Source organism: Microcosmobacter mediterraneus (genome assembly GCF_031846265.1).
GTDB lineage: Bacteria > Bacteroidota > Bacteroidia > Flavobacteriales > Flavobacteriaceae > Microcosmobacter > Microcosmobacter mediterraneus.
In genome coordinates, this window is the sequence record NZ_JAVRIA010000005.1 from 30,067 (window position 1) to 49,300 (window position 19,234).

Annotated in this window: 12 protein-coding genes; 1 reads left to right on the forward strand and 11 read right to left on the reverse strand. The window is 33.2% G+C overall.

Features of this window, described 5'->3' with window-relative positions:
- Positions 1 to 77 precede the first annotated feature (77 nt).
- Entirely contained in the window at positions 78 to 1,334 is a 1,257-nt protein-coding gene (locus RM697_RS09690) for a Pycsar system effector family protein (protein WP_311427687.1), read from the forward strand.
- On the opposite strand, the gene RM697_RS09695 is transcribed toward RM697_RS09690, so the two are convergent.
- The 11 genes from RM697_RS09695 to RM697_RS09745 all read right to left on the reverse strand — a co-directional run bounded on the left by RM697_RS09695 (position 1,307) and on the right by RM697_RS09745 (position 19,213).
- Entirely contained in the window at positions 1,307 to 1,630 is a 324-nt protein-coding gene (locus RM697_RS09695) for a hypothetical protein (RefSeq protein ID WP_311427688.1), read from the reverse strand. The two genes, RM697_RS09690 and RM697_RS09695, sit on opposite strands and share 28 nt — an antisense overlap.
- Positions 1,630 to 4,005, reverse strand: coding sequence for a GAF domain-containing protein (locus RM697_RS09700; RefSeq protein WP_311427689.1), 2,376 nt, complete (start codon positions 4,003 to 4,005; stop codon positions 1,630 to 1,632). The genes RM697_RS09695 and RM697_RS09700 overlap by 1 nt, the downstream gene beginning before the upstream one ends.
- Positions 4,006 to 4,114: 109 nt before the next feature.
- Positions 4,115 to 5,794 carry an alpha-amylase family glycosyl hydrolase gene (locus RM697_RS09705; RefSeq protein WP_311427690.1) on the reverse strand — a complete coding sequence of 560 codons (1,680 nt, stop codon included), beginning with the start codon at positions 5,792 to 5,794 and terminating at the stop codon, positions 4,115 to 4,117.
- Positions 5,795 to 5,798: 4 nt separating this feature from the next.
- Positions 5,799 to 7,226, reverse strand: a complete 1,428-nt coding sequence (locus RM697_RS09710; RefSeq protein ID WP_311427691.1) for an alpha-amylase family glycosyl hydrolase — start codon at positions 7,224 to 7,226, stop codon at positions 5,799 to 5,801.
- Entirely contained in the window at positions 7,226 to 10,711 is a 3,486-nt protein-coding gene (locus tag RM697_RS09715; RefSeq protein ID WP_311427692.1) for a TIM-barrel domain-containing protein, read from the reverse strand. Before RM697_RS09715 ends, RM697_RS09710 begins: the two co-directional genes overlap by 1 nt.
- Positions 10,712 to 11,695 carry an alpha/beta hydrolase gene (locus RM697_RS09720; RefSeq protein WP_311427693.1) on the reverse strand — a complete coding sequence of 328 codons (984 nt, stop codon included), beginning with the start codon at positions 11,693 to 11,695 and terminating at the stop codon, positions 10,712 to 10,714. It abuts the gene before it with no gap.
- Between the two features lie 2 nt (positions 11,696 to 11,697).
- Positions 11,698 to 13,647 (reverse strand): glycoside hydrolase family 13 protein, encoded by a 1,950-nt coding sequence (locus tag RM697_RS09725; RefSeq protein ID WP_311427694.1) that lies wholly within the window; start codon positions 13,645 to 13,647, stop codon positions 11,698 to 11,700.
- A gap of 11 nt (positions 13,648 to 13,658) precedes the next feature.
- Positions 13,659 to 15,965 carry a glycoside hydrolase family 65 protein gene (locus tag RM697_RS09730; RefSeq protein WP_311427695.1) on the reverse strand — a complete coding sequence of 769 codons (2,307 nt, stop codon included), beginning with the start codon at positions 15,963 to 15,965 and terminating at the stop codon, positions 13,659 to 13,661.
- A gap of 38 nt (positions 15,966 to 16,003) precedes the next feature.
- Complete coding sequence (gene pgmB / locus RM697_RS09735) at positions 16,004 to 16,660, reverse strand: beta-phosphoglucomutase (RefSeq protein ID WP_311427696.1); 657 nt, start codon at positions 16,658 to 16,660, stop codon at positions 16,004 to 16,006.
- Between the two features lie 11 nt (positions 16,661 to 16,671).
- Positions 16,672 to 18,042 carry an MFS transporter gene (locus RM697_RS09740; RefSeq protein ID WP_311427697.1) on the reverse strand — a complete coding sequence of 457 codons (1,371 nt, stop codon included), beginning with the start codon at positions 18,040 to 18,042 and terminating at the stop codon, positions 16,672 to 16,674.
- A gap of 130 nt (positions 18,043 to 18,172) precedes the next feature.
- The gene (locus RM697_RS09745; RefSeq protein ID WP_311427698.1) at positions 18,173 to 19,213 is read right to left on the reverse strand and encodes a LacI family DNA-binding transcriptional regulator; all 1,041 of its coding nucleotides are present in this window, start codon (positions 19,211 to 19,213) and stop codon (positions 18,173 to 18,175) included.
- Positions 19,214 to 19,234 lie beyond the last annotated feature (21 nt).

Below are 19,234 nucleotides of genomic sequence, written 5' to 3' on the forward strand. Positions count from 1 at the left end.
TTTCAATACTAAATACCAATATCATAAATTTTGTGTTCATTAAAGTTTAGTATTTTTACTTCGTAATTTTTAAAACTATGAGCACTTTACTTGAAGACGTTGAAAAATTTATTGTCAATCATTTTTATGAGAATTTAGATAGTTCTTTTGTTTACCATAACCTCTCACATACACAACGCGTCGTAGAAAAAACAAAAGAGATAATAGAAACAGAGACAATTTCTGAATCTGAGTCTCAGAATTTAATAATTGCAGCTTGGTTTCATGATTCTGGTTACACAAAAACGATTAAAGGACATGAGGAAGAGAGTGCTTTAATTGCTAGAGATTTTCTTAAAGATAAAGGCTTAGAGGAAAAAGATATTATTACTGTAGAAGCAATAATACTTGCTACTGAAATGTCTTATGAGCCTAAAACCATCTTAGGAAAAATTATTAGAGATGCTGATAGTTCTCATGTAGGAAGTAAAAATTATGCTGATTTTAAGCAGTTACTAAGAAAAGAGTGGGAAGTTACTCAAGACCTTGTATTTACAGATGAAGAGTGGCAAGAAACTAATATTGATTTTCTTATGAATCACCATCAGTTTTATACGTTTTACGCTGCTTCTAAATGGGAAAAACAAAAAGGAAAAAGTTTAGCATCATTACTGAAAACACAAAATAAAACTAAGCTTGAACACTCTAAACTTAAACATAAAAAGGAAGAATTAGCTTTTAAGAAAAGCAAGGTAGAATTACCAGAACGTGGTATTGAAACCATGTTTAGAGTAGCATTACGAAACCATATTACTTTAAGTGATATTGCAGATACTAAAGCAAATATTTTACTTTCAGTTAATGCGATTATTATTTCTGTGGCTTTATCTAATTTACTTCCTAAATTAGATAACCCTTCTAATTCGTATTTAATTTATCCAACTTTAATATTTTTAGTTTTTACAGTAGCATCTATAACGATGTCTGTAATTGCAACGAGGCCAAATGTTACCAGAGGTAAGTTTAACAAAGAAGATGTAGCTAACAAAAAAGTGAACTTAATGTTTTTTGGTAATTTTCATAAAATGAGTTTACCTGAGTTTGAATGGGCTATGACTGAAATGATGAAGGATAGAGATTATTTGTATGGTTCTTTAACAAAAGACCTTTATTTCTTGGGTCTTGTTTTAAATAGAAAATATAATTTGTTAAGGCACACCTACACTGTATTTATGATTGGTATATTAATTAGTGTTATTGCTTTTGGCGTTGCATTTTATCTACAAAGTGGAGGCGAAGACCCTAGAGCTGCAATGAATATTTTGTCTTATTTAGGCTCAAGTGACATCACATAGTTATGACTTTCTATTAGGTATTCTCTGAGTTTTGAGATATCCTTAAAAAGACTTTTAGGCATTTTTACATAGCCACGCATTGTGGCACCATAAGATTTATAATCAGTAGTATTTAATTGATTTATGAGTTCTTTTTTTCTTGCTTCAGAAAACCTGAATCCAATGTCACCAGCTTTATTGTAAAGAGAAAACATATAACCATTATCTGAAGTGTAAAGCATATTTTTACCTTTTAACTCTATATTTGAACATGCATTAATAACGGCTTTATAAATGTCTAGATTTTTGTCATCCATTATTTAAACTCTTCCATTAATTCATCAATAGTAACTGAAGACTTATCACAAAAATGCTCTTGATAAATTACCTCAACTCTTAGAGCTTTTAAACCAGATACACCTTGTAAATCTTCTAATTCTAATTCTTCAAGTTTACCAAAACAACCCTTAGATTGAAGGTATTTTATATATTTTTTATATTCTCTTGCATCTTTGTCTTGTGAGTAAACAATAGCAATTTTACCAGGAACAGTAAGACGATCTTTGGTTCCTTTTATATGTGCTTTATCTATTCGTTTTTTAATAATCTCATACCTAATATTATAAGCGCCATCAACATCAAACTGCTTCTCATCCATTCTAAATTTAATAGCCATAGCATTACTATGCACTAAAATAAGCGATGCAACATCAAGTTTATGATCCATGTCATTTTTTGCTTGATGAGCAACTTGCTCCATTTCATACATATTTTGTAATTGCCATAATCTTAGATTGTATAAGTATAATTCGTCAAAGGTTTTGTGCTTAACTAAGGACTGTCCTATGTACATGTTATATTCAACACCATCTGTTTTATAGCGTTCAAAGTAATGTGGAAACATTTGCTGAGCTTCGTCTTGTTTTTTATCTAAAAAGTTAGATAGCTTATCATTTAGAATCATAACACTATCTTCGTATGCCTTTCGCTTTTCATAGACAACATTTAAATCTTTGTCTAAGCGATTTTTGTAAACTTCTACTAAAGATTTAAGCTCGTTATTAATTTCTTTAATATGTCTAAAAACAGGGTATATATCTTTTTTTAAGAAATCTAATATGCCGATTTCATCACCAGCTTTAAGCCCTTTTTTAACCTCTACTAAATATTCTTCAACTCTGAACATAAGTTCTTTGTATATAGGAAGTTGTTCCGTATCACAAGCTTTTCTTAGAACGTCTATTGCGAGAGTGAGTTGTGTGGTTAAATCTTCTTGTATGGCATGATTTCGAGCTAATGAAGATCCTTTGATATCACTTTGGCCAAAAAGTGGATAGACATCATCAAAAACGATTTCGTCAATTTTTGGGTTGTCCTCATTACTTTCTAAAGCAGCAAAATACTTTTCTGCTGCTTCATAAAAACGCCATTTTACTGTTGGATGAATCGATGTATAGTGTTGTTGAATTGTTGCTTCTAAAGTGTTTTGGTGCTCTTCTGATGAGCGTTCAACTGCAGCCTCAAAAGCTGGAATAATATCTTTGAGTCTTTGCTGATTTACTGAGTTTAACTCAAATGGTCTTGGTGATGCAATCTCTAAAACTGCTAAATCATCATTAGCTGTAGCTTTTATTGGTAATAAAATAATACTATGTATACCTTTTTCTTTAAGTCTTTGGTAAAAAGGATTACCATCTGTATGTTGTCCATATTTTTCAACATCAGAAATAGCAATAGGTTCTTTATTTTTAAAAACTTTAGTTATTATTCCGTTACAAAAGAAACCATTACAGTTCTGAGAAAGTTCATCACTTAAAATAAGACTTTTAGACTTCTTGGCCTTTGTTGAGCAAATTTGATTATGTACTATATCAAAGATTGAGAACCCCATCATTAAATCTTTAATATTGAAAAACTCTCTTAGGTCATTTTGGAGGTTTGTAATGAGATCATCACCAGTCTTTAAAAGATCTGTGCGTATGGAAGAAATCGTTTCATCTGTAGTAACATCAAACAAATTCATAATACCAAAGCCTTTGTATATATAGCTATTTGGAGGAAATTTTTCTTTCCAAATGTCAATATTATCAAAGTTATCTAAAAGCAGTTTATAATCCTCGTCTGTAATTTCGGGTGCTGAATCTGTTTTAATAATTTCGGTGAAATCTGCATTAAAAGCCACTCTATAATGATGCATTGTTCCAGTTTTGTTATTAGGAATATCAAACAAAAAAGGTCTTTTTATATCCATTGGTTTACCATAATAAAAACCTAGGATCATTGCGCATGCATTGATGTATAATTTATCTTCTTCAAGATTTCTTAGCGTAATTTCATAATCCTTACCTGCATTATCTAAAATGGTTTCAAATCGCTTCGAAAAATTAAAAGATGTAAAAGAGAAAGGTATACTCGCAGCCTTGATTTCATTTTCTGATAGAATCTCTGGAAATAATCCATCTAAAACAAGTGCTATTTGCTCGCTATATTTTTCTATTAAAGTGAAATCATCAAACCCTTCAATTAAATCTGAATATTGAAGTAAATAAGCTCTTATTTCTTTAGCAGATTTATGATAAGGGTGATTTTCATCATCGGCATATGCGCCATAGAAATCAATAACTTTTTTAAAGCTAATGAATTGCTTCATAGGTAATTGCACATCTTTATTCTTAGAGTGAATAATTTTCATACGATCAGTATTGAGTCTAAACAAAGGTACTAATTATTGGTTAGTCGATAATTAGTAGACTACTTTACAGTAAAAATGTTACGTTGTTAAGACTAAATTTAAAAGAGCGCTAATTAATTTTTTCTAATAAAATGATATCAAAATCTGAGGTAATATTTACAAGGCCTTTATCAACTTTAACTACTTGACCAGAATAAGCATCTCGTAATTGGTCACCGTTTTTAAATAGTTTAGAAACGTTTACTATTTTCTCACCCTTTTTAAGATGTAAACCTATGACAACAAGATCTCTAAAATTATCTTTTTGATAACTTCTGTAAAATAGATAGGGTTCTTGGGTTAACATTTGATGTGTACCAGCACCAACTGCTGTATGTTTAGCTCTAAACTGACCTAGCTTTTGCCAATGTGTAAGGATTTCTTTCGTGCCAGTATAACTTTCAATGTCTTTCCAGTTCATAAATGAGCGAAGGGTTGCATCGCCAACCGTTCCTTCAATAACTAAAGGTCGTGCAGATTCATCGCCATAATAAACTTGAGATGTACCTGGAGCTAATAATAATTTATTAGCAGTTTTAAATGGTTGCTCTCTATGAGCATCAAAAGGTTGACCATCGTCATGAGAACTTAAATAGTTTAATACACCATAATCTTTTAAATCTGTTTTAAGCACATTAGAATAACGTTTAAAAAGTGCCTCATAATCTAACTCTTTAGAATTCCATTTAAATTCAAAGTTTATTAAACTTTGAAAAGCATCATCAAAATAGTTAACCTTTTTATCACCAAAATCAAAATACTGTCCTCCACTTATATTATAATTGTAAACTTCACCAACTAAATAAAAGTTGTTATCGTCTAATACTTTATCAGGATTTTTTTTTTTGTATTCTGAAAATGTATAATCACATTGATCTTTAAACTCCTGCCAAACATATTCTTCAGTATGTTTTACAGTATCAACTCTATAGCCATCAATGCCGAATTCATCAATATAATCTGTGAGCCATTTCATTATGTAGAAACGTGGTGCTCTAGGATAGCCTGTTCTTGCAAAGAACGCATCCAATTCTTTTATTTCTTGCTCATAACGTTCTTCGGCTTTCCATTTTTCAACTAATTGAGGAGGTAACTCAACATTATCATTACTTTCGGTTTTAATATCTGGTAAGTTTTTTACCAATGTACAAGTAATTGTATTTTCATAAGTATCGTACTTACATTGTGGATTTGTTCTTACCCAATCATTAGGCCAAACAGGATCCTTTTCTGTAACAGGACCAGTATGATTAATAACAGCATCTAGCAGTATACGAATACCCTTAGCATGTGCAGCATCAACCAATGCTTTTAAATCTTCTTTAGTACCATAATTGGGATCAATATTAGTCCAATCTTTAGTCCAATAGCCATGAAATCCATAAGTTAGTCCTGTACCTTCATCTGTGCCACCATGAATTTGTTCTACAATTGGTGTCATCCAGATGGCATTGATTCCTAAATTTGTAAAATAGCCTTCATTTATTTTTTGGGTAATACCTTTAAGATCGCCACCTTTAAAACCTCTGAGTATACCTGTTTCTTTGGTGCGATTAAAATTAATATCGTTAGTACTATCACCATTATTAAAACGATCGGTTAGCAAGAAATAAATATTTGCTGCGTTCCATACAAAAGGAGCTTCTGTGAGTGAAGGTTCTAAAACATGATCTCCAATAAGTGTATTAGAATTTTTGTCTTTACAATTAAAGACAAATAATACAACAAAAAGAAAGGCTAATTTTTTCATGTGCTTAGTGTAATAAGATTTTATATTCCCAAGGTTGAAGTGTAATTGATGATGTGGAAGAGTCATAAGTTTCCATTGTACTAGTCAAATAATCTTGATATTTACCATTAAGCATATTACTAACTGTTTGCTGTTGATTACTCATATTTGCTAAAAAGGTGATCGAGGTATTGTTTTTTGATCTGGTAAAACTTAAAATATTTTTATTATCATTTTCTAACCTGGTATAACTTGCTGCATTTTTACCACCATGCAATGCAGAGCTTCTACTCTTTAGATTAGCCAATTTATTTAAAACAGACCACATTTCACCTTTGGTTTTAGGAATAGAATCTTTTTCGAAAAACTTTAAACGATGGCTCATGTCATATTCCATACCAGAATAAATAAGAGGTATACCTGGAGCGACATAGCTCAAAGTTGTGAAGAGTTCAGCACCATTTCCCATGCGCTCTTTTATAGTGCCATTCCAAGAGTTTTCGTCATGGTTAGTAACAAAATTCATAAGAATATCGTCATCTTCATAAAGCTCATTTATGGTTTCCATACGTTTGTCCCAAGCTTCAACATTTTCTTTTCCTTGTGCGATATGATTCATAACATGATGCGTATCCCAACCATAAGCCATATCAAATAAATTTCCTTTTAATAATTCTGGTTCCCAAGCTTCTGCTAGCATAAAAAGATCTTTTTCTGCTCTAAGCTGTGGTATAGCTTCTTTCCAAAAATCTGTTGGTACTGAACCTGCTACATCGCATCTAAAGCCATCAATATTTTCATTAATTATCCAATGCTTCATATCTTCAATCATTTCTTTACGCATCTCTTTATTATCGTAATTTAGATCTGCAACATCTGTCCAGTCTGTGCCTTCTGGATGAATAACATCTCCATTTTCGTTTTGTGTATAGTACTCTGGATTTGATTTTAACCACTCATGATCCCAACCTGTATGATTAGGAACCCAATCTAAAATTACATAGATATCATTCTCATGTGCTGTTTTTACAAGCGATCTAAAGTCTTCAATGTCACCAAATTCTGGATTTATTTTAGTAAAGTCAGTAACTGCATAATAACTACCTAAATATTTTTTGCGCTCGTTCTCAGGAAATTCTGATGCAAATTTTCCACCAGTTGCTTTACGTTTTGTCTCTGAAATAGGAAAAACTGGCATTAACCAAATCACTTTAACACCTAATTGCTTTAATTGAGGAATATCTTTAGTAAAAGCATCAAAGGAACCTTCAGGTGAATATTGACGAATGTTTGCTTCATAAATGATTGCTGTTTCCATCATGTCCTTGGAAACAGGTTCAATGACGTTTTTAGCGACTTCATTTTCTAGTGTTGCCACTTGTGCTTCTTTTTCATCTTTCTTGCAAGACGATACTATAAGTGATATAAAAACAAAAGTTAATAGATGTTTCATTAGTTTAATTTTAGTTTAATTTTTAAATCTTTAGAGGTATTCCATTTTACAGGAATAGTGAGCGTTTTCTTTTTGCTATTATAAGTTCCTTTGACTTTCTTATTTCCTAATTTAATGCGTTTTGGAAGTTTAGTTATATTATGGATAACCAATGCAATATTTTTGTTTTGAGGTAGAAATTTTCTTCCAATTTTAGCTTCCATTTCAATTTTTAATTCGGATGCTTTAAAAGTACTTTTAAACTCTAAAAGCTCATACATGCCTTTTTCAAAAGCCATATTTGTTTTTCCATCATCATTATAAAAATGACGTACGCTTTCTTTTGTAGAAGCATTAAAAAAGTAATGTACGATCAAATCATTAGGATCATATGCTGAAGTTGATTGAATCGTTTTAGACATTGGTAAAAATGCACCAGCTCTTACAAAAGTTGGAATTGTATTTTCATTGAGTTTATAGTTAATTTGTGTTCCACCTTTGTATTGATTAGTAGAATAAAAATCAAACCAATCTGAAGATTTTGGGAAATAAATTGTTTGTTCTTTTTGCGCTGCATTTAAAATAGGAGTGACCAAAATATCTTCTCCCCAGAAATACGAACTTGAATAAGTTGATAATTTAGAGTTTGTTGTATTTTCAAAAAACAAAGGTCGCATTAGTGGAGCTCCTGTTTGATTGTTGTCAAACATTAGATCGTAATTGTAGGGTAAAAATCGATATCTCAATTCTACAGCTTCTTTGGCTAATACCTTAGCCTTTTCACTTCTAAACACAGGCTCACTAGGTACACTTTCTTGAGCATGTGGTCTAAAGATAGGCTGAAAAATACCATACTGCAACCAACGAACATAAAGCTCATCATCTAAGTTGTCGCCTGCAAAGCCACCTAAATCAGAGTGCATATAAGCCAAACCTTGCATGCCCATTTGTAAGGCTATTTCTGGCTGACTTTGTAATCCGCCCCAAGTTCTATTAACATCACCAGACCAAGGCACCATGCCATAACGTTGCGAGCCAGAATATCCTGCTCGCATTAATATAAAAGGACGACTATTTGGATTGGCTTCTATACTTGCGTCATAAACTAATTTTGCCCAGTCGTGTCCATAGATATTATGAATTTCATCTGCACTGCCTGTAGTATGTTGTACCCAACTTGGATGTACTTCTGGTTCGCCTAAATCTCCCCAAAATCCATTAACTCCCAATTGGGATAAGTCTTTATAAATGTTTTTAAACCATTGATTTCCTTTTGGGTTGTAAATGTCTATAATTCCTGTATTACCAAAATAGAAATCGTAGGTTGCAGGATTTCCTATAGAATCTTTTGCAAGAATATTCTCCTTTACTGCTTCTTCCCATCTATTTGATGTTGTTAGAATATAAGGTTCAGTAATTAGAATAGTTTTAACGTCTTTAAATCTTAAATTTTTGATCATTTGCGTTGGATTAGGAAAGGAGTCTTTATGAAATTCTAAATTTCCCATAGTGCCTTTAAGATCTTTACCAAACCAAAATAAATCTAGGATAATGGCATCCACAGGGATCTCTTCTTCTCTAAATGTATTAATCGTTTCTGTAGTTTCCTGTTGCGAGTGATATCCAAATCTGCTTGAGAAATTACCTAAAGCCCAACGAGGTAACATAGGTTGTTTTCCTGTTAAATCGGTATAACTGTCTAAAATATCATACCATGATTCACCTGCAATAACCTGATAGATTTTACGACCAGAAATGGTTTCATAAGTCACTGTATTATCACTTCTGCTATCTAAATCTAAATACCCAATTGGCGCATTGTCAAAATGTAACATATACTTATTCGATGACATCACGATTGGCATCGTATAATTCATGAGTTTTGATTCGGTTTCATAACCATAATGTGCTTTATTGTATAGTCGCAAGCGGTTTCCTCGACGATTCATACCTAATGCTCTGGCTCCTCCACCATACAACACCTCATTATCAGTTACACCAAATTGGATGGTTTCAAAGGCATCATTTTTTTGATAGCCATTTCGTTCAGATACTATTGGTTTTCCGTTATACTCATAAGCTATTTTAAATGGGTTCTTATCTATTTTTACCGAAAGACCTTTAGAGGTAAAACGAAGTTGTTCATCATCATCATCGAAATTGAGCACTAGCTCTGTTGGGTTTAAAATGATAGCATGAGATTCATTGTTAACAGTTTCACCTTCTGGGATAAAAGACGTTTCAACAATATCTTTAGTATAAAATTGAATATTATACGTTCCGTCTGAAACTTTAATCTCTAATCCAGCATTTGTTTGATTTGCAGAAACGAACTGTCTTTTTTTAATAGCTTCAGGAAATAACCATAAAATGGCATCTTTAAATTCTTCACGCCAAAACTTTTCGTTGTGTTTGCCTTCAGGTGTGACTTTAGATTGAATATTTTCAGCTGAGAATCCTTCAGTTTTAAGCAATTCAACCATACTATTCATATCTTTTGCCGTTTGGCTTATTTCATTGAATGCAACGTTATTACCTTCTTTTCCTCCTGCGAGGAAATACAATTTCGAAGTTTTGTTATTGGCATTAGCTTCAGAAAATTCACTAACCTTTTTTGGTGCAAACCAGTAAGATGGCGAAAATATTGCTGCTTTTCCGAAGATATTTGGATATTTAAGTGCAGCATAATGTGAGATTAATCCTCCCATTGAGCTTCCAATAATTGCAGTATTAGTATTATCTGTTAAGGTGTTGTAATTAGTATCAATAAATGGTTTGAGAGTGTTTTTAATGAAATTGATATAGGCTTCTCCTTCGCCACCACCATATTTAGTATTTGTCCAAGGTGAATATTCATCTAATCGTTTATCGCTACCATTATCAATACCAACAATAATTAGCTTAAGATTGTGGTCTCTAAATAATGTATTCATGGTCTCATCAGCATTCCACTCACCTGAATAAGCAGTTTTATTATCAAACAGGTTTTGGCCATCGTGCATGTAAACAACAGGATAGGATGCGTTTGATGAATAATAATCTGGAGGTAAATACAACCAAATACGACGTTTTCTATTGAGCTCCACTAGGTAGAACTCTTCTGAAATAATAGATACATTCTTGGCTGCTGTTGATGCTTTTGAAAGGTCAAATGAATTAGACCAACCTTCTATTTCTACATGTATGGTGTCGTTAGGTTTTTCGAAAATAAAATTTCGATTGTCTATAGCTTCACCTTTGTTATTACATTCTACAGATTGCCATGATCCTTGAGTGAATTTAAACAACAAGTTTTTTGTTGTTTGTAAAGTGATTAGATAGGTACCTTCTTTTTTCTCTAACTTATACTTGTCTTGACCACCAGTCCAATCTTCAAAACCACCAGAAATAAAAATAGAAGCATCTTTTGGTGTCTCTTCTGGTAGCTTGTCTACCACAATTGTAACTTGAGCCGAGACATTAAAAGCTAATAGTAATATGACTATGTAAAGAAAGATTTTTTTCATTTAATTATTGCCTAACAAAAAGATTAGTGGTTGATCTAAGCGTTTATTCCATGAGTTTTCTGAATGATCTGTACCTTCAAAGAATAGATTTTTTGAATCTGAATCTGTATATCCTTTTTCTTTTAGAATACTATCTACTCTAGGTGCATATTGAGGGTAAAACTGATCTAAAGTTTTGTTACCATAATCAAAATATACCTTATGTTGTCCAGCTATAGGAAAATGTTCAGACATATATTTAAAGATGGCATCGGGATAAGGATTATTTTGCTTCGGCATTACACCAACCCAATGGGTTGAGATACAGGCAGCAGCAACAAAAATTTCAGGATATTCAGACATGGCATACATACTCATTAATCCTCCCATACTAGAACCCATAATAAAAGTCTCATTTCTATTGTTGTAAACGGAATATGTACTATCGATAATAGGCTTTAACTCTTCAACAATAAATTTTAAATAATTATCACCATTAAGGTTAGTGTTAAAATTATTCTGTTTTGCCATTGTAATTAGAGAATCTCTAACCTTTAGATTTATGTTTTTAAACGCTTTTTGAGGAAATAAATCTTGCCAGCGTACCTTAGGAATATTATGAACTGCTACAACAATAAAATCTTTGGTTTTATTCTCTTCCATGAGTTGTGTTGCCCATTCATCTACTTTCCATTCTTGTTTGTTCCAAGTCGTTGTACTGTCAAATAGCATTTGCCCATCATGCATGTAAAGTACTGCGTATTTTTTATCTTTTGAATATCCTTTAGGTAACCAAACATCCACTGGTCTTGGCATAATATATTGTGATGGAAAACGATCTGATCTATACAGTGTGCCGCTGGATAATTCAGCGGAGTTGAGTTCTGAAAAAATGGTTACGCTAGTTGCATCAGTGTCATTTGAACTCTGACCCTTTATCTGGCCCTTCTCATTTTTACAAGAACATATAACGCATAATACAAGTAGTACTAGTATGTTTTTCATATTTAAAGGTTGGTTGTTAAGAGGGTAACACCTTTAGATCTTAAATCCATGACTTCACCCCATTTTACATGCTCACCAGTAATGATATTTTTTAAAGTTTTCCCTTTCAGCCCTATTTCTTGTTGATAATTAAGGTCTATGGAAATGATGTCTTCATTTTTATTTAGAATAAGAACAACGGTTTCATCTTCAAATGTTCTATATAAAAAGTAAGTACCTGCAAATGGTGCAAAGTGAATGGTTTTACCTTTATGGATTGCTTCACTATTTTTTCTGTAGTTGAATACCTTTGATACGAATGCTTGCATATCTTTTTGCTCCTCGGAAAGTCCAGTTCCTGTAAAGGCATTAACGGAATCTTCTTCCCATCCTCCAGGAAAATCTGTACGTATTAAACCATGGTCTCCAGGCTTTTCAAAATCGTCCATTAGAATTTCTGTACCATAGTACATTTGCACAATTCTTGGCAATACGGCATAAGTTGCCAAAGCCATTTTAGTGTTTTCTACACTTCCATCCATTTGGGTGAAAATGCGACTCATATCATGATTATCAGGAAAAATCATGATATCCTTTGGGCTAGCATAATGGAAGTCATTGGCCAAGCCTTCATAAATTTTAACCAGACCTTTATCCCAAGATTCTTCTTCACTAATTCCTTCAACTACCTTTTTTTGCATGGCAAAATCCATTGTTGATTTTAAATTAGAATCGTAACCATCTTTGTTGTTGGCGCCTTCTTGCCAATACCCAATTAGAAGGGGATTGTAACTCCATTCTTCTCCAACGATGCTAAAGTTTGGATATTCAGTCATAATGGCTCCAGCCCAATCACTCATAAAGGTTTTATCAGGATAAGGATAGGTGTCTTGCCTAATACCATCTAATTGAGCAGTTTCAATCCACCAAATACTATTTTGAATGAGATATCTTGCCATAAAGGGGTTACGCTGGTTGAGATCTGGCATCGTTGCTACAAACCATCCTTGGTTATTACCTTTTCTATCAGCTTCAGAAGCATATAAATCTTGATTGGTGGTGCGTCTGTGGTTAGAATGTTTAGTCACTTCCCAGTTCCAATTCTCCTTATTGGTTTCGTAATTTTCTTGATAATTTAGCCAATCTTCAAAGGGTAAATCGTTCATCCACCAATGATATAAACCACAATGATTGGCCACTTGGTCCATAATAAGCTTCATGTCTTTTTCCTTGAGCTTTGCCGATAATTGTTGGTATTCTGCGATTGTGCCAAATCGTGGGTCAATTTGATATAAATCTGTAACGGCATAACCATGATATGAGCCTTCTTTCATATCGTTTGTTAATAATGGCTGAGGCCAAATAGCTGTGAAACCAAGGTCATGGATATAATCGATATGATTCGTAACACCTTTTATGTCGCCACCATGTCTGGCATAGTTATCAGATCTATTTATGATGTTTTCTTGCAATGCTATTTCTCCTTCGTTAGCCAGAGGTGTGTCATTTGAAATATCACCATTAACAAAGCGATCTGGAGTTATGAGATAGAGTGCATCAGAACTATTAAAACCTACATAATCTTCTGCAGGTTTTTCTCGCTGTTTTAACTCGAAAGTATGTGTTTTTTTATCTCCAGATTCGTTAGTGAACTCAATGTCAAACTTCCCTTCAGAAGCATTTTCTATAGCTAGATCGATAAATAGGTAATTAGGACTCTTTGCCTTGTGTACCTTCTTAATAGTAACACCTTTATAGGATATACTTGGTTTATAATCACCAATATCATCATGATGTACTAGAAGCTGAAGCTCTGTGTTTTTCATTCCAATCCACCAATTTGGTGGCTCAACTCTGTTTAATGACTGATTAGACACCTCTTCAGTGTTCGTAATAGTTTGGCTGTTGTCCTTCTTATCTTGTTTGCACGAAAAGAAGAAGCTAATAACGATTAATAGAATTAGTTTCTTCATAATACTAGTTTTTAAACGGTTGTTAATTTATTTGGTGATATGGTAACGGCTTTACCATTTACCAAAATATCAAGGTCTTGATCGCCTTCTAGCTCAAAATGCGTGTGTCCTTGGCATGCATTTACTTTGATTATTTGACCTCTAAAATTTATTTTAAAAGAATAGGCTTCCCATTGCTGTGGTATTTGTGGCTCAAAAGACAATGTTCCATCTTTGATTCTCATGCCTCCAAAGCCTTCAACAATACTCATCCATGTACCAGCCATTGAAGTGATATGTAATCCTTCTTCTACTTCTTTATTGTAATCATCTAGATCTAAACGCGAGGTACGCAAGTAGAATTCATACGCCTGATCCATTTTACCCAGTTTTGCTGCCTGAATACTATGCACACAAGGCGATAAAGAGCTTTCATGTACAGTAAATGGTTCGTAGAAATTAAAATGTTTTTCAAGCTCTTCTTTAGTAAAATGATCTTCAAAAAAATAAAACCCTTGAAGCACATCTGCTTGTTTAATGTATGGTGAACGCAAAATACGATCCCAAGACCATTTTTGGTTAATTGGTCTTTCGCTCTTTGGTAAGTCTAAAACTGTAATCAATTCTTTATCTAAGAAGCCATCTTGCTGTAAATAAACCTCATGCTTTTCTGAATAAGGGAAGTACATATTATTAGCCACTTCTTCCCATTCTTTCATTTCAACTTCAGATAGTTTAACCTTATGCATTACACGTGTATAGTCTGTAGAAAACTCCGCTTTTACCTTTATGATATTTTCTAGTGCATAGGTCATAGACCATTGTGCAATATAGTTGGTGTACCAGTTATTATTAACGTTATTTTCGTATTCATTAGGACCAGTTACGCCTAGTATTACATATTTATTTTTATCTGTTGAAAATGTTGCTCTTTGGTGCCAAAACCTTGCAATACCAATAAGCACTTCCAAACCTTTTTCTGGAATATAGCTGTAATCGTTAGTAAAACGATGGTAGTTAAAGATTGCAAAGGCAATAGCACCATTTCTATGAATTTCCTCAAATGTAATTTCCCATTCGTTATGGCATTCTTCGCCATTCATAGTTACCATAGGGTAAAGTGCAGCACCATTTTTAAAACCTAATTTTTCAGCGTTTTCGATGGCTTTTTCTAAGTGATTATACCTATACTCAAGTAAATTTCTTGCAACTTCTTGATCTTTAGTAGCCATATAAAAAGGAATGCAATACGCTTCAGTATCCCAATACGTGCTTCCGCCATATTTTTCGCCTGTAAACCCTTTAGGCCCTATATTTAATCTTGAATCTTTTCCAAGATAGGTATGGTTTAATTGTAAAATATTGAATCTAATACCTTGCTGCGCCTTAACATCGCCTTCTATGGTAATGTCTGACATTTCCCAGATTTCGGACCAGGCTTTTTTCTGGTCATTTAAAAGTGTATTAAAACCTTTTTGGGTGGCTTTTTTTAGAGCTCCAGTTGCTTCTGAAATCAGTTCATCTTTATCATGATTTCTGTCTACGGTATAACCTCCAAACTTATGTATGGTATAGGTGCTTCCTTTTTCAACAGCTTGTTTATAGCTAAAAGAAGCAAAATTAGCATCTGCCTTTATGTTTGGCTCTACTAAAATACATTTGCGATCAATGAATAATTGAGATTCCATGAACGTACAGATATAAAAATCGGTTTTCATGGTTTTGGCGTTGATGAAGGCTTGGTTGTTTTGATGGCTCACCTTAAGGGTGTCCCAAAACTTATCATCCCAATTTGAATCTTCGTTGGTTATACCACTATCTAGATAAGGCTGATAAAGAATTTCAGCATCCTTGTTTAATGGTTTAATATTATAATTGATGGCACCTAATTCGTCAAGGTCTAAACTCAAGAAGCGTTTAGTATTTACACTAATTTCCGTTCCATTTTGTAAAGTGGCATTAAAACGTCGTGATAGCCAACCTTCTTTCATGTTAAGCTCTCTTCTAAAATTTTCAACTTTTTTACAAGCGTAAAGGTCTAGTTGTTCGCCATTGATTATAACGTTTATGCCAATCCAACTCGGTGCGTTAAGTACCTTAGCAAAATATTCTGGATAGCCGTTTTTCCACCAACCAACTCTTGTTTTATCTGGATAATATACTCCAGCAATATAACTGCCTTGAAATGTATCTCCTGAGTAGTGTTCTTCAAAATTGGCACGTTGTCCCATGGCACCATTACCAATACTGAATAGGCTTTCGGAGGATTTTATACGCTCGTTATTAAAGCCTTCTTCAATGATGGACCATTCATTAGGTATGATATAATCTTGATTCATTTTTATATGCAATGATTAGAAAAGTTCTAATCGGTATTTTAATTAGTAATCAGTTCGGTTAAGAATTCTTCAGAGATTTGGGTAAAATCTTTAAACACATAATCTGCTTCACCAAGAATCGATATTTCTCCAATTCCGATGGAAATCATGTTTGCAGTATTTGCCGCTTTAACACCAGCCACAGAATCTTCGAAAACGATGCAATGTTCTGGAGCGATATTGAGCTGTTTTGCAGCTATTAAAAATACTTCTGGATCTGGTTTGGCTTTTGAAACATCGTTTCCATCAACAATGGTTTCAAAGCTTTTTTTAAGTTTTACTTTTTTAAGAATGGTTCTTGCATTTTTACTAGCTGAACCCAAGGCTATACCTTGCTTTTTATCTTTAATGAAGTTAAGCACTTTTGGAATATCAGGCAGGATTTCTTGAGTATCCATTTTATCAATGAAACTGAGATAATCATCGTTCTTTTTAGCCATAAGCTCCATAAACTTATCTTCTGAAATAGATTTATTTCCCCAGGACAAAATCTTTTCTAAAGATTTTACTCTGCTCACGCCTTTAAGTTGTTCGTTTTGTGTTTCAGAAAAATCAATATCCAAGCTTTTAGCAAGCTTTCGCCATGCCAAGAAATGATACTTTGCAGTGTCTACGATAACACCATCTAAATCGAATATGAAACCTTTTTTACTCATTTTATTTAGGTCTAAACAGCTTCTTGATAAGAAATGGCTGCTCTATTAGTAATTAAGAAATTAGAAAAGCCTGCAATAATTAAACTAATTCCAGCCACAGTCATGGCATTTATAGCTTGTTCTCCCAATAAACCAGAAACAAAATTTATACCTCCAACAGCAGCAATTATTTGAGGGATTACAATAAACATATTGAAAATACCCATAAACATGCCCATTTTTTTTGGATTTACAGAACTTGATAGCATAGCATAAGGCATGGATAGAATGCTTCCCCAAGAAATTCCTATAAGAATGAAACAATATTTTAACTGGCTGGATTCTACAATGTTCATTAATAAAAATCCTAGTCCACCTAGAATAAGCGAAAACATGTGGACATATTTTCTGTTAATATTTTTCTTTGAAGTGTAAAGCACCAGTAAAAGGGCAAATGCCATCGATGATAATCCATAAACTCCCATTGCAGAACCTACAGCGTTAGAAGATTTCTGAAAAGCTGTATTTGCAACATCAAATGCCTCTTTATCCACTGCAATATCCATATTATAATTAGTTTCTATTGGAGCAGGTGTGTTAAAAACATGTTCAGTTAAAGCAGGATTTGCCATACTCCACATGGTAAAAAATGCAAACCAACTAAAAAACTGGATGACACCTAGTTTTTTCATGGTTTTTGGCATATTACCAATATTGTTAACAATGTCTGAAATAAAGCTATTTTTCTGAGCTTTTTCTCTTTCAAATTCTTCCATATCCTCAGGAGGATATTCTGTGGTTGTAAACACAGTGTAAAGTATACTTACTAAGAATACAAAAGCACCAATCGCAAAAGCTACTTTAACGGAGTTTGGTACAACACCCAAATCAGCAGAATCACTAACACCTAACTCAGAAACCAACCAAGGAAGGTTACTGGCTATCCATGTGCCTATTCCAATAATGAGGGTTTGCATAACAAACCCATAAGTTCTTTGAGACTCGTCTAGCTTATCGGCTACAAGCGCTCTAAATGGCTCCATGGAAATATTTATTGAGGCGTCTAAAACCCATAGAAAACCAGCTGCTATCCATAGCGTTGGAGAGTAAGGCACAAAGAATAAAGCTATTGAACTTAAAATTGCACCAACCAAAAAATAAGGACGTCGTCTTCCCCATTTTAAACTCCAGGTTCTATCGCTCATGTAGCCAATTATTGGCTGAACGATTAAACCGGTTAAAGGTGCTGCAATCCATAGAAGTGGTATATCATCTTTACCAGCTCCAAGAGTTTGAAAAATTCTAGACATAAATCCGCCTTGCAGAGCAAAACCGAATTGTATTCCTAAGAAACCGAAACTCATGTTCCAGATTTCCCAAAAGCTTAATTTACGCTTTTTCATTATCGTAAGTATTTAATTAACAATACGATAAGCGCTAAGACTTATCAAAGTTTATTTGTGAGAAGTGAAATATAAACTTTGATTTTCGTGGTAAATATAGTAAAGTTTTCTAAAGAACAATGTTAATTTTCTATTTGGTAGAATTTCGTTCTATTAAATCGGTTTCAATAATTACTTTTTCAAAATGCTCTTCATCTTCTTCGTTTTCAAGCCTATTAATGAGTAGACTTGCTGCCTTTTCTCCCATAGCCTGAGCGTGCTGACTTACTGTAGTTAAACTAGGTGTAGCATGTTTAGATAAGACGCCATCTGTAAAGCCTATAAATTGAATGTCTTCAGGAATTTTTAATCCTCTTTTTCTGGCTACTTTCATGGCAATTAATGCATAAAGTTCATTTACAGCAAAGACACCATCCATGTTTTTATTGTTTTCAAAGAGCTGTTCAATCTGCGACTCTAAAATATCAATTTGCTCTTCGGATGTATTACTGTCATCTATTTTTAGTATGAGTTCGGCATTTAATTCTGCACCTTGATTTTCTATAGCAGAAATATAACCTTGAGTTCTTAATCTACCTACACTAACGTAATCCATGGTAGTAATAAGACCAATGGATTTACAACCCTTATCAATTAAAAAATTAACAGCTTTTGTAGAGCCTTCGTAATCATCTACAATAACCTTATCACAGTTTAAATCATTAATTACACGATCAAACATAACAATTGGCATGCCTTGGTTTATAGTTTCATTAAAGTGGTGGTAATCTTGTTTCATTAAAGTCTCCTTAGATATTGAGAGGATAAAACCATCAATACTACCATTGGCTAGCATTTCCATGTTGAGCACTTCTTTATCAAAAGACTCATTAGATAAACCTACAATAACATTATAACCTTTTGTGTTTGCTAATAGTTCTATACCTTTAATTACTTTAGAAAAAAAGTGATGTACAATTTCAGGGATAATAACACCAATAGTTTTTGTTTTTCTGTTTTTAAGGCTAAGAGCAATATTGTTTGGTCTGTAGTTATATAGTTTAGCGAAAGCTTGAACTTTTTCTCTTGTATCTTCACTAATTTCAATACTATTTCTTAATGCTTTTGAAACAGTAGAAATGGATACATCTAATTCTTTAGCGATTTGTTTTAGGGTAATTTTTCGCTTCATATGTTAAAGATCGATATGAGT